The organism is Pseudobacillus wudalianchiensis (genome assembly GCF_001685015.1).
Lineage (GTDB): Bacteria > Bacillota > Bacilli > Bacillales > Domibacillaceae > Pseudobacillus > Pseudobacillus wudalianchiensis.
This window is the reverse complement of sequence record NZ_MAYT01000002.1, coordinates 140,825-156,085: the sequence shown is the minus strand read 5'-3', so window position 1 is coordinate 156,085 and position 15,261 is coordinate 140,825. Positions and strand designations below refer to the sequence as shown.

The following is a 15,261-nucleotide window of genomic DNA, read 5'->3' as shown; positions in this document are numbered from 1 at the left end:
AGCAAATGCTTTGTGTTTATATTTTAACATGCTGCTTCATCAGCACGACAGAATACATCACCAGCTTAATGACAATATTATAAGAGAAATATACCGATAAGGAGGTCAGTTGATGAATACACAGCGTGCGAAAGAGATTGCCGCTTCACCTGTTATGATGGACGTTACTTATCAAGGAATGCCCATTTACATTCAACACGTCGATGAACAAAATGAAACGGCTAGAATTTATCCTTTAACTGAACCGGAACAAGAGCAAACAGTATCATTAAATGAACTAGAAGAGCACCAATAAGCCTGCTTGCTGCCGCCTCTACTTTTCCCTTGTGAAACGTAGAGGCATTTAATGATCCTCCCCATGCCCTCTTCTAAATAAATCTTGAGTAAAGCGAAGCCATTCACGTGCTGCAAACGACAGATAGCGCTCTTTACGCCAAATCATGACTAAATGCCATGGAATCACCGGTTCAACAAGCGGCAGCACCCGAATACGCTCTTTATCCAGTTCTCGGCAAATCGGCTCCGGGAGCAAAGCAACACCAAGATTGGCTGCCACCATTTCACTAATAAAATCCCATTGTGAGCTTTCATATATGACCTGTGGATGAAATCCTACTCGTACACATTCTGCGATCACCCGGTCATGAAGGGCAAAATCTTTGCGAAAAAAAACAAAAAATTCTTTTTGCAATTCCGATAAGGTGACTTTTTCCTTTTCTGCTAACGGATGTGAAGGATGAATAAGCACCATCAGCTTTTCTTTTACAAGTGAAAATGAATGAAACAGCGCCTCATTTGTTGGCGACAGCACTACTCCCATGTCAAGCTGACCGCTTTCTACATCAGCTTCTACTTTCTTCGCTCCATCTTCCACAAGATGAATGGTCACATCAGGATACTGCTCCCGAAACTTCCCGAGCACTTTAGGAAAAAAGCTCGACCCAATCATCGGAGGCAGCCCAATACTAATACGGCCCCTTTTCAAATTCATTAAGTCATCTAGCTCCGTTGATAAATTGTCAAAGGAGTTCACAATGTCTTGCGCTTGGGCGAAAATCACTTGTCCCGCATCTGTCAATTCCACCTGTTTGCCAGAACGGTTAAATAACTCTACTCCCAATTCTTCTTCAATGCTTTTGATCATTTTGCTAATGGTGGGCTGTGTAATATACAGAGATTGTGCGGCTTTCGTAAAACTCTTATACTGTGCAGCTTTTAAGAAATATTGCAAATGCCGGATATCCATTTTTTTCTCCTTTTTAGTCATAGATAAAAAGAATGCTATAGATTCTATATATGCATTTTACCTATGAGAGCAGATGAAGTACACTTTTCTTTGAAAGGGGGAAATGGCATGGTGATGTTTCTTAAAAGCATCGTTCAAATAATCCTTTTATGCGCCTTTTCTCTAGGTATGAACCAGCTAGTGAACTGGCTTGATTTGCCCATACCCGGCAGCATTTTAGGCATGTTTATTCTTTTTATCCTGCTTCAAACGAAAATCATTCGCCTGGAATGGATCGAACTAGGTGCAAATTGGCTGCTAGCAGAGCTATTATTATTCTTTATTCCAGCTGCTGTTGGGATTATAAAATATAAAAATGTACTAATAGATGATGGTCTCTATGTCACATTAGTGATTGTTTTAAGCACCGCTGTCGTCATGGCTTGTACAGGTCTAACAGCTAAAAAAATTGCAGAAAGAAAGGAACAGAGACATTTATCATGATCGCTCTCTTTAGTCTTATATTGACAATTTGTTTGTATTGGGGAGCCAAATGGTGCTATAAACGAAAGCCAAAAGTATATTTGTCTCCCTTGCTTACCGTGCCGGTCCTTGTTGTCGGCGGCTTATTTCTCACCCATACTTCATATGAAGCATATGATGCCGGCGCACACTGGCTAAGCCGGATGCTTGAGCCAGCTACGATTGCTTTTGCTGTGCCGCTTTATAAGTATTTCAATATATTAAAAAAACATGCAGCTGAAATTATACTAAGCGTACTATCCGGCTCGGTTACCGCTATTATTTCATCCATGGCGATGGCCAAAATGCTGCATTTAAATACAGAAATTGTTGATAGTCTCATTCCACGCTCTGTCACTACGCCTATCGCGATGGGTGTCTCTGAAAGCATTGGCGGCGTGCCTGCTATTACAGCCGTGTTCGTCATCATGACCGGGTTGCTCGGTTCTGTCATCGGTCCAATGATTATTCAGCTTTTGCGTATTGAGAATGACATTGCCCGCGGCGTGCTTCTCGGCACGGCTGCACACGGTGCTGGCACATCAAAAGCCTTCGAGTTTGGCTCGGTTACAGGAACCATTTCGAGCTTATCCATGATTATGGCTGCTCTTATTACCCTTTTCCTAACTCCATGGATTCTACCGATTATGCTTATCTTTTTTTAACCCCTGCATCATGCACAAGGGACTTGTTTTTCATTGCAAGTCCCTTTTTTATTTAGTCATTGCACTCTAAGCAGCCCCTGTATAACACGAAGGGCTGCCTTCACAAACCGGACTTCTACCGTAAAATAATACTGCCATTCAACTGTATATAAATAGGTTGTTTCCCTTCACAGTGAGACGACTGAGATTTCACAGGCACATCTAACAGCTCAATATTCACCTGCTTAATTTGCCCGGTAAAAGGAAACTCCGGCACCGGATAATGAGGACTGACAGGTGTTAAGCGATCACGCCCAATGTCCAGCCCTTCAACTGAAAGAACAAATGGCAGAGTCCTCTCCAAATGAACGATGCCTGCTAATTCGTTATTAATATAAAGCTTTCCTATGCCCTGAATAAGCTTTTTTCTCTTAAATTCAAAACGGATAACCGAAAATCCAATCGGTACTTCTATAGACGATCGCACCTTATAAACCGTGCCTACATAGTCGTACTCGTATATTAAGTAGTTATCCTTTATATAGAGCGTATAACCGCTCGAATGGCTTCCATAAGCAATTAAAACGCCTTCTTCCGTAGTGTTCAAGCGAAGAATGGGAATAGTGATCGAATAAGAGGTTAAAGTCATTCTGGGAGCGGCACCACTGGGCAGATGAGCCATTCCCGGATAGTAAGTGAAGAGGGTTCTTCCTTCCTGCAAACCCTGATACCCTTTGTGAAACATCCTATCATCGAGAGGAAGGACATTGTACTTTCCCGCTTCCTCCATCCACCTTTCTTCCATTTCTTTTACCTTTTCGGGATACCGTTCTGCCAAGTTGTACTTTTGCGAGAAATCCTCATTGATATAATAGAGTTCCCATTTATCCTCATGAAAAGGAACACCTCTTTCATGATACGTAACAGCCATCCAGCCGTCATGCCAAATCGCCCGATTGCCAAGCATCTCAAAATACTGTGTTATCCGTTTGGTGGGAGCTTGAGGTTCCTTAAAGGTATCCTTCATGCTGACACCGTGCATCGGCATCTGGGCAACACCGTCAAATTCTTGTGGCGGGGCAATCTTTAAAACATCGAGGATAGTAGGCATAATATCAATAGCATGATAGAACTGGGAACGAACAGCTCCTTTATCACAGATTTCCTGAGGCCATTGAATAATGAGAGGAACACGGATCCCTCCTAAAAATGTATCTTGCTTATAGTATTTAAAAGGGGTGTTACTAACTTGAGCCCACCCTTTCGGATAATTTGGACTGACAGAGGCCCCCCCAATTTCATCTATTTTTTCAAAAAGCTTGTCGACACTCTCCTCAATTCCATTAAAATAGGCTGCATCATAAATGGAACCGTTCCATCCGCCTTCCTGGCTGCCTCCATTATCCGATAGCAAAACGATAATCGTATCATCCAATTGATCTTTGGCTCTTAAAAACTCTAACAGCCGCCCAATTTGCTCATCAGTATGCGTTAAAAAGCCGGCAAACGTTTCCTGAAACCGGATAAATAAAGCTCTTTCCTTCTCAGTCAGTTCAGACCATGGCTTGATTCCGGGATTGCGCTCTACCAACTCAGCATTCGGCGGGATGACACCTAATTTTTTTTGGCGCTTAAACCGTTCTTCACGGATATAATCCCATCCTTTGTCGTAGATCCCTTTATATTTTTCGATGAAAGATTTCGGCACTTGATGCGGCTCATGCTGTGCCCCAAAGGCTAAATATAGAAAAAATGGGCGTTCTGGAGTAACGGACAAGTGATCCGTCAAAAATTCCAGTGATTTATCAACAAGATCCTCCGATAAATGATAATTTTGTTTTTTATCCCGCTGAACACGGTGATTGTCGTAAATTAAATCGGGCTCATACTGATCCGTCATCCCTAATAAAAAGCCATAAAATCGGTCAAATCCTTTAGCCAGCGGCCAATTGTCAAATGGGCCGCTGGAAGCCGCTTCATGACCGGGAACGAGATGCCACTTTCCAGCCATATAAGTAGCCATTCCATGCTTTCTTAAAATCTCTGCTATGAGAGCCGCGCGCTCTGTAATTCTTCCTCGTTTATTAGGATATTGAGGTCCCCAGTCTACTTCAGTTACCATCCCCACTCCAACAGCATGACAGTTACGGCCAGTCAGCAGACAAGCGCGAGTTGGTGAACATAAAGGAGTCACATTAAAATTATTGTACCTTAACCCATTGTGCGCGATTGAATCTATATAAGGTGTTTCGATTTCCGAACCGTAACAGCCTAATGCAGAAAACCCAACATCATCTAATACAATAAATACGACATTTGTTTTCTGTTTACCGATGTCTGTTTCCTTTTTCATTCCCCTCTTCCCTTCAAGTAAAATAGGCATAACTACATGAGAGTGTAGACGAAGCCTCTATTAGGCTGATGGAAACGTTTATCAACAGCCTCATACATTATGAAGTGTATTTTGAGAACGAAATAGTTATGCTGACGGAACATAGAGGTTTATGTGCATAACAAAAAAGCTTAACCTGTAAATGAGGTTAAGCTTCACTATCTATTGCCGTTGCTTTATTACGTTTTAGATGGGTCTTTTCTTAAGGATTTCTGGCCGATTCTTATTTAGAACGTGATTGCTCCGCGAATTGATTGAAATCCGGCATAGTTGGATTAGATATATAGTGTCCGCCTTCTACTTGAATCGTTTGTCCTGTAATAAATTTAGACTCATCAGAAGCAAGGAATAAAACGGTATAGCCAATGTCGTCCGCTTCACCGTGGTATGGCAGCGCATTATATTTAGCGAAAATATCAAGCACCGCTTCTGGCATATTGTTTTTAGCTGCAGGAGTTAAAATTAGTCCTGGGGCTACTCCATTACAGCGAATACCATCTTTTCCGTATTGTGCTGCAATGTATCTTGTCAAATTCACAACAGCGGCTTTAGAAGCGCCGTAAGCAGAACGCAAGGCATCGCCAGCAAAGGCGGCCATAGAAGCGGTATTAATGATCGAGCCGCCTCCCGCTTTAATCATATGAGGGATGGCAAACCGGCTGCCTAATAACACACTTTTTGTATTAACGTTCATTAAGCGGTCCCATTCTTCTAAATCCATATTTACAACGTCCAAATCTTTATGAAGGTTTGTTAAGCCTACATTGTTAAAAAGGACGGTAATCGTTCCATATTGTTCAACTGTGAAATCAACAGCCGCTTTAATAGACTCTTCCTTTGAAGCATCTAAAAATACAGCCGCTGCCTCACCGCCTTGTTTCTTTATATTCTCTGCAGCCTCTTTGGCGCCTTCAATGTTAAAGTCAGCAATAATAACCTTTGCTCCTTCTTTCGCCATTAAGGCAGCAGCCGATAATCCAATTCCAGAAGCGCCTCCTGTAACGAGAGCTACTTTTCCCTCTACACGTTTCATTTCCTTCACTCCTTTATATATTGCTACTCTCTTAGCTATTCCCCATTGATTAACTCAATGATAACTCTTTCATCCTTAAAGTATTTTAACATTTAAATATTAACTTTTAAAACAATTTGTTTATCCAGTTTTCCCCTATATTTCCCCTGCTTTTTTACATATTCTTTCTCTCAATTGGAAATAATAGGAGACGTGAAGAAAGGACGGAGTACAGAATGGACAATTTACTCATTGCGCGGTCCCTGTTTGGCACAACGATGGCTTTTCACATTATTTTTGCCACTATTGGAGTCGGACTGCCCTTAATGATTTTGACGGCAGAATTGCTTTATCAAAAAACGAAGGACTTAGACTATGTGGTGATGGCCAAACGCTGGACCAAAACATTTGCCGTTTTGCTTGGAGTTGGCATTCCAACCGGTACGATCGCTGGCGTTCAATTATCTCTTCTTTGGCCTGGGTTTATGGAGGTTATCGGACGTGTCATGCCGCTGCCATTTCAAATTGAAATCTATGCTTTTTTCATAGAGGCCCTCTTTATGTCTATTTATGTCTATGCAGCCGAAAGAATTGCTCCATGGATGAGAGTTATCAGCTTAACGTTAGTTGCTCTAGGAGCGCTCGCATCGGCTGTTTTGATCACCAATGTGCATGCTTTCCAAGGCACTCCCGCCGGGTTCCGTTACGAAAATGGCAAATTTCTTGATATTAATCCATGGGAAGCCTTCTTTAATCCGAGCTTCTTTGTTACGGCTGGACATGTCGCCTTATCGGCCTATGTTGTTGGCGCTTTTGTAGTAGCTTCTGTTGCGGCCTTTAAAATGATGAGAAATAAATATGGTTCAAGAGTATATCTTTTTCATCAAAAAGCGTTAATGGTAAGCCTTGTTTTAGGAGGAATCTTTTCTTTTTTAACAGCGATTAACGGGCATGAATCGGCCCAGTATTTACATGAATACCAGCCAGAAAAATTAGCGGCTGCTGAAGGCTTGTTCGAAACACAGTCACATGCTCCTTTAGCGATCGGAGGTATTACGGATCGGGAAACCCAGACGATCAAAGGGGCTATCGAAATTCCCTGGTTATTAAGTTTTCTAGCAGGCAACAGCTTTGACACGGTTGTGGTCGGGTTAAATGACTTTCCCGAAGAATTGTGGCCGCCCTTGTTTATTCACACACTTTTTAATGCTATGGTCGGGATCGGTTCATTGCTTATTCTTATTTCACTAGTGGGGATTGTATGGAAAAAGTTTATGAAAAAGGACCGCTTTCCAAAATGGTTTTTGTGGGTGTTAGTGGCATCCGGCCCGCTAGCGGTGATTGCGATTGAATGCGGTTGGATCTTTGCTTGTACAGGAAGGCAGCCATGGGTCATTTATCGAGTGTTGGCTACCGCTGATTCAGTTACCTCCGCAACCAACTTAGGCGTTCTTTTCCTCTTATTCTTTAGTGTATATGCACTTCTAGGCATTACCGTTGTAGCAGTGCTGTTGTACTTTTTTAGAAAGAATACAGAGTTGGATGATATCCAAAAGGCTGAAAAAGGCGCTTAACGATTCTACTTACATGTATAGGAGGCCCTATTGATGACAAATGAATTAATCGCGATCACAATCTTGTGGGGGTTTGTGTTTATTTATTCCATTATGGCAACGATGGACTTCGGCGCAGGCTTCTGGTCGATGATTTACATAAACCGGAAAAAAACAAGAGCGACGAATATTGCCAACCGTTACTTATCCCCCACTTGGGAAGTGACAAACACGTTTATCGTCGCCTTAGTTGTCGCTGTGTATAGCTTATTTCCGAAGGCCGCTTACACGCTCGGTACAATTCTGCTCGTTCCGGGAAGCATGATTTTGTTATTACTGGCGGTCAGAAGTGCCTTCTTAGTCTTTTCAAATATTGCAACCGAGTATAAAAAGCCGCTAACGTATGTTTCAGGTATTACCGGCATTTTAATTCCCGGCCTGTTAATTAGTGTGCTGCCGGTTGCTCACGGCGCATTCATCGAGTACGAAGGCGGTCACCCGTCTTTAAACCTCCAAAAGCTGTTTACGAGCCCGAATGAATATGCCTTTATCGGCTTTGCGATTAGCAGCACCCTTTTTTTGTCTTCTTTATTGCTAGCGGATTATTCGAAAACCTCTAATGAAATGGAGGCTTACAAAGTTTATTTAAGAGACTGCCGCATTTTAGGTCCTATTTCATTGTTGATGGCCTTTGCGATTATGCTGACTTTAAGAGCAGAAACACCTTGGCTATATACGCGCATGATGGATGATTTGCCTTTATTGTTCGTTTCACTCGGCTTCTTTTTAATTGGCGGGATTAGTCTGTTCCTTCCATCCTTTTCGAACAAAGAAGAAAGGGGAATGCCAAGAATTGCCGTCATTGCGGTTACGATTCAATATTTCATTGCTAGTTATGTATACGGGAAAGCTCATTTGCCGTATATGGTCTATCCTAACGTAACGATTCAATCAGGCTTCACAGACCCTAATTCTTTTATGGCTGTGTTCATCACATACATTGCCGGTTTTGCCATTCTCTTTCCCGGCTTTATTTATTTTTGGAGATTGTTTATGCACGATAAAAAATACTTGCGGCAAAAAAGTTCCTAGCCATGAAAAAAGCTTAACGGGCTACAAGCCCGTTAAGCTTTTAGGCTATTGAGAAACGTTGGCCTTCTTCGTTGCTCGCCAGATACTGCGCCTCGAAAGACAAACTTTTTCAATCAGCCTGATAGTATATAAAGCAGACTTTGCTTACAATCATTCCTACTAGTAAAAAACGATGGTGAACACCCTAAAAGCTTTGCTTTATTGCTGCCAATAATCCAGCACGGCCGTAACCAGTACCGACAACGCATAGATAAGCAAAATGACTTGTAACAAGTTCACTTTTCTCCTGCGCTGATTTATGAAAAAAAGCCCTATACAGATAATTGCCAGGAGGATACTCGTCACATTGAGTAAAAGTTGGTTTTCTACCATTGCTCTTACGTAAACACGATTGTTTTATTACCATGAACAATAATTTTATCCTCCACATGCCAAGAAACTGCCTCAGCAAGTACACTTCTTTCTACATGACGACCAGCAATCTTAAGGTCTTCCGCTGTGTAACGATGATTTACCCGCAGGATATCCTGTTCAATAATCGGTCCCTCATCGAGCTCGTTTGTCACATAATGCGCAGTCGCTCCAATTAATTTCACCCCACGGTTAAAAGCTCGCACATAAGGATTTGCCCCTACAAATGCCGGCAAGAAAGAGTGATGGATGTTAATGATTTGATTTGGATATTTTGATATGAAACCAGGAGAAAGGATTTGCATGTATCTCGCTAAGACAATAAAGTCTACTTTTCCTTCCATTAGTTCCATTGCTTTTTGTTCCGCTTCTTCTTTCGATTCATGGGAAAGCGGAATATGGTAATACGGAATGCCATAGCTCTCTACTACTTCTTTTAAATCTGGATGGTTACTAATCACCATTGGAATTTCAACTGGGAGCTCCTTTGATTTCCAGCGCCAAATTAATTCTAACAGACAATGATCTGCCTTAGAGACAAAAATAGCCATGCGCTTGGCCTTTTCTTTGTTTCTTAATTCCCACTCCATTGGATACGACTCGGATAACTCCCGCAGCCCTTGTTCAAGCTTCTCAACGGCTGTATCCGTCTCTTCCATATCAAATTCAATTCTCATAAAGAAAATGCCGTCTTTTGGATTTGTCGTATGCTGATCAAATTGAACAATATTCGCTTTGTGCTCCAGCAAAACATTTGACACAGCGGAAATAATGCCCGGCTTTTCCGGACAAGTGACTAACAATTTAAAGTAATTAAGATTCCCCTTTTTATGCAAAACTCTTCCTCCACCCTTAAATGTTATATTCATTTCAAAAAGACTACTCTATCGCACAGTCGCTTGAAGTAAAGCTTTCTCCCACTAGAAAACCTAATTCTTCTGTGTAATCAACCTGTGTTTCTGTATCTAAGTAACGTTCGGTAAAACGGTCCATTCGAATTTCAATTCCTTCACAGTCAATCACTTTATCATTTCGGCGCGGCTCATCAAATACAAGCTGAAACCTCACAGATACACCACATCCGCCAGCGACATCCGCATCAATTCTTGGACTATTCTTTTCCTCTAGTACCATTGCTTTTAACTGTTTTACAGCCGGCTCTGTTAATCTGATCACGATTATTCCACCCCTTCCTGTAAGCGTTTTCCCTGATATATACCCTTCTCCATTTGTCGGCTTTCAACCACTTCCCGACACTTTTTATGCACGCAAAAAAGGACAGAAAAGGGTAACGTTCCCTTCTCTGTCCTTTTACCTGAGAGTTTAACTCCATCCAGCGATCGGATTGAGCCTTCCCCTTTGGTGGCGTATTTAAACGCGCTCTCCAGAGGTGCGTCCCATTGTGGTTCTTCTACCTGAGAGATTGATTCCAAGGGTCTTTTTGGAACTTGCTCCTTCGGTGGCTCACTGCTTGCACTCTCCCACAATCGTCATCCGCTATTTTCATTCAGAATAATTGAAATATTAACGATTGTCAATTGCTTTTATTTTTCTCTGACGATTCCGCTTATAAAAAGAGGGAACCATTAGTATCCCTCATGACGAAAAATCAAAAACCGTTCATTGTCATTTTTTTCATAGAGCCCTGGCACCTTCACTTCTTTTAAAAGCTGAAATGGAGTATACATTTCGAGAAATTGAATGTATTCGGCCGTTGGATAGTAAAGAACAATATCAACAGACCGCTGTTGTTCTTCAACTGAGCTCATAATATTGTGAACGACTTTCATAAAAATTTGGATAGAAAACGGGTTAAAAAAGTAAAAGCGATTGTCTTCCTTCCCAATTTTATAATCCTCTGCAGCACAACATTCAAAGCGGAGAGAATGAAGGGGACTCTTTTTTTTCTTCATATACTCGGCCAGATTCTCAACCGCTTCCTGGTACAGCTGCCCATTCACCTCAACCCCCGTGGCCCGCACGTTAAACCGATAGTGAATATAAAATAACAGACGCCCTTTTCCACAGCCGAAGTCTACGACTCCGTCCGTTTTCTTTAACTCGTATTCCTGGAAGAGCTCGTCTATTGCTTCATAAGGGGTTGCTTCATAACGATTATAATGAAGCGACTGATAGAGCCATTCCCATGTGCCGCCTGTCTGAATTTTGAGCAGACGGTCGTACTCTTTTTCATTCATTGCAGTTCCCCAATTCGTTTTTCTCTATTATAAGACAGCCGCTTTCTCCTGCTCAAATAACGATTCTATCTCTATGGTCAGTAAAATGCGAACATGGCGAGTAACGGACACTCCCTTACTCAAACAAACTTTTAAACTCTCCATATCCTTCTTCTTCTAGCTTATCCTTGGACACAAAGCGAAGAGCGGCTGAATTAATGCAGTAGCGCGCCCGATCTGGACCGGGGCCGTCATCGAACACATGGCCTAAGTGGGAATCAGAGGTTTTCGCCCGGACTTCAATCCGCCTCATGCCATGAGAAGTATCGAGCTTTTCCTCTAACTCTATACGGCGCAAGGGCTTTGTAAAACTCGGCCAGCCGCAGCCAGCATCATATTTATCAGTCGAACTAAACAATGGCTCTCCTGAAATAATGTCGACGTAAATCCCCTCTTCTATATGATTCCAATACTCATTGCGAAACGGTGGTTCCGTTGCGTTATGCTTTGTCACTTCATATTGAAGCGGTGTTAATTCTTGACGCAATTGCTCATCTGTTTTCCGATTCTTCCAATTTTCACGAATAAACTTTGCACGTCCAGACCCTTCTCTATAAAGATTATAATGGAAAGGGTTCTTTTTATAATAATGCTGATGCTTCTCCTCCGCCCGGTAAAAAGGACCTGCCGGCAGGATGGCCGTTACAATGGGCTTTTGAAAACGGCCGCTCGCTTCAAGTTCTGTCTTCGAAGCCTCTGCTAATTCTTTTTGTTCTTCGTCATGATAAAAAATCGCCGTTTTATAAGACAAGCCCCGATCATTAAATTGCCCGCCCGCATCTGTCGGATCAATTTGCTGCCAGAATAACTCCACTAATTTTTTATATGGAAAAACAGCCGGGTCAAACTTTATTTGGACCGCCTCATAGTGGCCGGTTGTATCAGAGCAAACCTCTTCATATGTCGGATTTTCCGTGTGACCTCCTGTGTAGCCCGAAACAACCTCTTTAATTCCCGGCTGCTCGTCAAAAGGCGAGACCATACACCAGAAACATCCTCCCGCAAACGTAGCTAACTTCCATTGTTCAGCCATGAAACAACACTCCTTTACCTCTATTTTTTGTTTCCAATCTTCAAAAGTTTTTTATATGCCGATAAAAATTGACCCCAATCCCTTTTTTCACCCCAAAAGCTGCGAATGAGTTTGACAAATGCTTCATACTTTCCTTCATAAGGGTACCAGTTCACTTCTTTTTTCTTATGGCCCTTGTCCACCATAACAGCGGTCTGCACACAAAAATTCTGCATACCCACATCTCCATGGTAAGCGCCGATCCCGCCCTCTTTTGCTCCTCCATAAGGAAGATAAGGATTGGCTACGGTGATAATGACATCGTTGATCACAGCATTTCCCGATATGAGCCGGGAGACAATCCGTTTCCCCCGATCCAGGTCAGCCGTCCAAACGCTGGCATTCAAGCCAAAGCGGGTATCATTCGCTAAAGCAATGGCTTCCTCTTCTGTCTCAAAGGGCATAACCGGCAGCACCGGACCAAATGTTTCTTCTTGCATAATCGCCATTCCATGATCAACCTTCGTTAATATCATAGGCTCGATAAACATTTGACCATCCTTCCATTGATCAGGATGGTCACCGGCAATCAATTCTGCCCCTTTTTCGAGCGCGTCCTTTACATGCGCTTTAATGATGGCGGTTTGTTGAGGGAAAGTCATCGAACCAATATCGCTGTCAGCAGCTATCCCTTGCTTTAAAGCTTGTGTTTCCTGAACTAAACGATCGACAAACTTTTGATAGATGGACTTGTCCACATACACTCGTTCAACTGACATACACACTTGGCCGCTATTTGTAAAAGCTCCCCAAATAGCTCCTTGTACAGCTCTTTCCATATTGGCATCGGCGCAAACAATCATCGGATCTTTGCCGCCAAGTTCCAACAAAGTCGGGATCAATTGTTTGGCTGCTTCTGCTTGAATAATTTTTCCTGTTCGGACAGAACCCGTAAAGTGAATAAAGTCAGGCTTTCCTTTTACGAGGGCTGCGCCTAGTTCCTTGCCGCCATGGGCAACTTGCAATAGACCAGCGGGAAAACCAGCTTGTTCAAATAACTGTTCAATCAGTACTCCCACCATCGGGGTAATTTCCGATGGCTTTAAAATAACTGCATTTCCCGCAACGAGCGCTTCCACAATCGGAATCATCGAAAGCTGAAACGGAAAATTCCACGGAGAGATGACTAATACTGTTCCCCGCGGCTTATATTCAATGTAAGAGGATTTTCCAATAAACGTAATAGGCGTTTTTACTTTTCTTGTTTTCAACGCCGCTGCCGCCCTCTTTTCAATATGTGAAATAGAATCTACAACGGTCATTACTTCCGTTGTTAAAGCTTCAACAGCAACTTTTCCAGTGGAATCATGAATGACTTTCACGATATCGTCTAACTGTTCCACAATAGAAAGCCTTAGCTTTTGAAGGAAATGAACCCTTTCGGAAATTGACAAGCCAGACCAAGTTAAAAAGGCTTTATTCGCGTTGTCATATAGGTCTTCGGCTCTCTCTAAAGGCGTCTCGTCTAGTGTGCCAATTACCTTCTTTGTTGCCGGACTTTTCACCGTCCATATCATGTCTGTTCCTCCTTAATGAACCACAATCATCTTATCGTGACTTTTCGATGCTTCTGATAAAATTGTACAGCAGCTGGAACATAATCGGCAAAGTCTGGACACTGAATGCCGGCACCTTTTAACTCTCTTATCGCTTCTGGACGGTCATACTCTGTTTTCAATCGAAAATACTGAATCATCTCTTTTTCTGCCGGGATCTACCTCCAATAGCAAGGAAGAAACAATAAATAGCGGAATCATATATTGGATGTTTGACCTATTAGCGTTTCATAAATGAATCGATAGACATCCTTTGCTTTATAAAGGCTCGGATCTGTTAAAGGCTAGACCTTATTTTCGCCTCGCGGGTCCATTACTAAAAAGCAAGCGGCACTTACAATGTAATCAACCGGAACTAAGTTAAATCCTCCCTCTCCTTTTCCAAGGAAAGGAATCGGTAACCTCGCAAACTTATCTAAAAATCTCATGATAAAATAAGGCCCATCAAAATGGCATTCACTCATTACAAAAAAAGACAGGCCGTACCCAAAGAGGTCGTGTCTGTCTTTTGCTTATCCATAAGTGGTCATTCTTTATCAGAATCGGAAAACTCGGATTCAATTCGTTTCATGAATTCTTCTGCAGCACTGTACCCTTGCTGCTGCAAATACCAGTTATTTGCTGCCGCTTCAATTAATCCAGCTACATCACGGCCCGGCTGAAGCTGAATTTGAATGTGAGGAACACGAACACCCATGTATTCTGTGAACTTCGTTTCAACTTCCAGTTCGTTATTTAACGTATTGTTCTGCCACTTTGTCAGCTCAATATCAAGCGCGATCCGCGTCTCTTCCTGAAAAGCCTTTCGTCCATATAAACGGACGACATTCAACAAACCAACACTGCGCAACGCGAGGAATTCCTTGTTCTTTTCATCATGAGTACCGAGCAGCGTTTGCGGACTTAGCTTCTTGAGTACTACGATATCATCCGCAACCAATCGGTGCCCGCGGCCAATCAGTGTGTGGGCGGTTTCGCTCTTTCCAACTCCCGATTTCCCCCGCAGCAAAATGCCAATTCCCGAAACATTTACACAAACGCCATGTACGGCAATTTCCTGTGCCAACGTCTTCGTCAAATAAGCATCTAATTTTCCAACGAATTCATAAGTGGATTGATCCGTGCGCAACAAAGGAATCTTTTCCTCTGTGCAATACTGCGGCAAGTACATTAATTCCTCTTCATGAGCAGTGACAATAATGCAAGGGGGATGGTATTTCACAATATTGCCGATCCGCAGCTTGCTTTCGCTGTCGCTCAATCTATGTAGGTAGTTTATTTCATTGTTGCCGAGCACCTGAACGTGTCCACTTGGAAAAAAATCAAAGTAATCAATAAACTCCAGTCCCGGACGCTGAGTTGGGGACTTTTCAATCTTCCGATGCAGCTGATCCTCTCCGGCTAATACCTCTAATGAAAATCTACGGACTATATCTCCAACCGTAATGGATTTCATCATGAACACTCTCTCCTTGCTTAATCTCTTTAAAAACCTGATAGACTAAATCAGCAGTCTGTTTTTTTCCTAGCCTCTTAGCATTACAC

The 15,261-nt window shown here is 42.4% G+C and carries 16 protein-coding genes and 2 riboswitches; of the genes, 5 read left to right on the top strand and 11 right to left on the bottom strand.

What is annotated here, in order from left to right:
- Nucleotides 1-112: 112 nt before the first annotated feature.
- Complete coding sequence (locus A8F95_RS05190) at nucleotides 113-295, top strand: small acid-soluble spore protein H (protein ID WP_049665689.1); 183 nt, start codon at nucleotides 113-115, stop codon at nucleotides 293-295.
- A 48-nt stretch (nucleotides 296-343) separates the two neighbouring features.
- On the opposite strand, the gene cidR is transcribed toward A8F95_RS05190, so the two are convergent.
- Nucleotides 344-1,246, bottom strand: a complete 903-nt coding sequence (gene cidR / locus A8F95_RS05185; RefSeq protein ID WP_065409568.1) for a cidABC operon transcriptional activator CidR — start codon at nucleotides 1,244-1,246, stop codon at nucleotides 344-346.
- Nucleotides 1,247-1,354: 108 nt separating this feature from the next.
- On the opposite strand from cidR, the gene A8F95_RS05180 reads away from it, so the two are divergent.
- Both A8F95_RS05180 and A8F95_RS05175 read left to right on the top strand, forming a co-directional pair.
- Nucleotides 1,355-1,729, top strand: coding sequence for a CidA/LrgA family protein (locus A8F95_RS05180; protein WP_065409567.1), 375 nt, complete (start codon nucleotides 1,355-1,357; stop codon nucleotides 1,727-1,729).
- Nucleotides 1,726-2,412 carry a CidB/LrgB family autolysis modulator gene (locus A8F95_RS05175; protein WP_065409566.1) on the top strand — a complete coding sequence of 229 codons (687 nt, stop codon included), beginning with the start codon at nucleotides 1,726-1,728 and terminating at the stop codon, nucleotides 2,410-2,412. Before A8F95_RS05180 ends, A8F95_RS05175 begins: the two co-directional genes overlap by 4 nt.
- A gap of 115 nt (nucleotides 2,413-2,527) precedes the next feature.
- Here the strand turns inward: A8F95_RS05175 and A8F95_RS05170 are convergent, their stop codons facing one another.
- Nucleotides 2,528-4,744, bottom strand: a complete 2,217-nt coding sequence (locus A8F95_RS05170; protein WP_065409565.1) for an arylsulfatase — start codon at nucleotides 4,742-4,744, stop codon at nucleotides 2,528-2,530.
- A 262-nt stretch (nucleotides 4,745-5,006) separates the two neighbouring features.
- Entirely contained in the window at nucleotides 5,007-5,816 is an 810-nt protein-coding gene (locus A8F95_RS05165) for an SDR family NAD(P)-dependent oxidoreductase (RefSeq protein ID WP_065409564.1), read from the bottom strand.
- A 215-nt stretch (nucleotides 5,817-6,031) separates the two neighbouring features.
- Between A8F95_RS05165 and A8F95_RS05160 the strand changes: the two genes are divergently transcribed.
- Both A8F95_RS05160 and A8F95_RS05155 read left to right on the top strand, forming a co-directional pair.
- Nucleotides 6,032-7,369, top strand: coding sequence for a cytochrome ubiquinol oxidase subunit I (locus A8F95_RS05160; protein ID WP_065409563.1), 1,338 nt, complete (start codon nucleotides 6,032-6,034; stop codon nucleotides 7,367-7,369).
- 33 nt (nucleotides 7,370-7,402) lie between these two features.
- Nucleotides 7,403-8,440 (top strand): cytochrome d ubiquinol oxidase subunit II, encoded by a 1,038-nt coding sequence (locus A8F95_RS05155; protein ID WP_065409562.1) that lies wholly within the window; start codon nucleotides 7,403-7,405, stop codon nucleotides 8,438-8,440.
- Between the two features lie 377 nt (nucleotides 8,441-8,817).
- Here the strand turns inward: A8F95_RS05155 and purU are convergent, their stop codons facing one another.
- The 8 genes from purU to hprK all read right to left on the bottom strand — a co-directional run bounded on the left by purU (nucleotide 8,818) and on the right by hprK (nucleotide 15,172).
- Entirely contained in the window at nucleotides 8,818-9,720 is a 903-nt protein-coding gene (purU, locus tag A8F95_RS05145) for a formyltetrahydrofolate deformylase (protein ID WP_095407438.1), read from the bottom strand.
- Nucleotides 9,721-9,730: 10 nt separating this feature from the next.
- On the bottom strand, nucleotides 9,731-10,027 hold the full coding sequence (locus A8F95_RS05140; RefSeq protein WP_245671132.1) for an iron-sulfur cluster biosynthesis family protein: 297 nt from the start codon (nucleotides 10,025-10,027) through the stop codon (nucleotides 9,731-9,733).
- A gap of 125 nt (nucleotides 10,028-10,152) precedes the next feature.
- Nucleotides 10,153-10,241, bottom strand: a riboswitch (glycine riboswitch).
- 3 nt (nucleotides 10,242-10,244) lie between these two features.
- Nucleotides 10,245-10,345, bottom strand: a riboswitch (glycine riboswitch).
- Between the two features lie 92 nt (nucleotides 10,346-10,437).
- The gene (locus A8F95_RS05135; RefSeq protein ID WP_065409559.1) at nucleotides 10,438-11,049 is read right to left on the bottom strand and encodes an SAM-dependent methyltransferase; all 612 of its coding nucleotides are present in this window, start codon (nucleotides 11,047-11,049) and stop codon (nucleotides 10,438-10,440) included.
- A gap of 115 nt (nucleotides 11,050-11,164) precedes the next feature.
- Nucleotides 11,165-12,121, bottom strand: a complete 957-nt coding sequence (gene msrA, locus A8F95_RS05130; protein ID WP_065409558.1) for a peptide-methionine (S)-S-oxide reductase MsrA — start codon at nucleotides 12,119-12,121, stop codon at nucleotides 11,165-11,167.
- 20 nt (nucleotides 12,122-12,141) lie between these two features.
- Entirely contained in the window at nucleotides 12,142-13,677 is a 1,536-nt protein-coding gene (locus A8F95_RS05125) for an aldehyde dehydrogenase family protein (RefSeq protein WP_065409557.1), read from the bottom strand.
- A gap of 26 nt (nucleotides 13,678-13,703) precedes the next feature.
- Nucleotides 13,704-13,856 carry a hypothetical protein gene (locus A8F95_RS22335; protein WP_176713629.1) on the bottom strand — a complete coding sequence of 51 codons (153 nt, stop codon included), beginning with the start codon at nucleotides 13,854-13,856 and terminating at the stop codon, nucleotides 13,704-13,706.
- 144 nt (nucleotides 13,857-14,000) lie between these two features.
- Nucleotides 14,001-14,144 (bottom strand): hypothetical protein, encoded by a 144-nt coding sequence (locus A8F95_RS22330; RefSeq protein WP_176713628.1) that lies wholly within the window; start codon nucleotides 14,142-14,144, stop codon nucleotides 14,001-14,003.
- A 98-nt stretch (nucleotides 14,145-14,242) separates the two neighbouring features.
- A complete protein-coding gene (hprK, locus tag A8F95_RS05120) occupies nucleotides 14,243-15,172 on the bottom strand; it encodes an HPr(Ser) kinase/phosphatase (protein WP_049666822.1) in 930 nt (309 codons plus the stop codon).
- Nucleotides 15,173-15,261 lie beyond the last annotated feature (89 nt).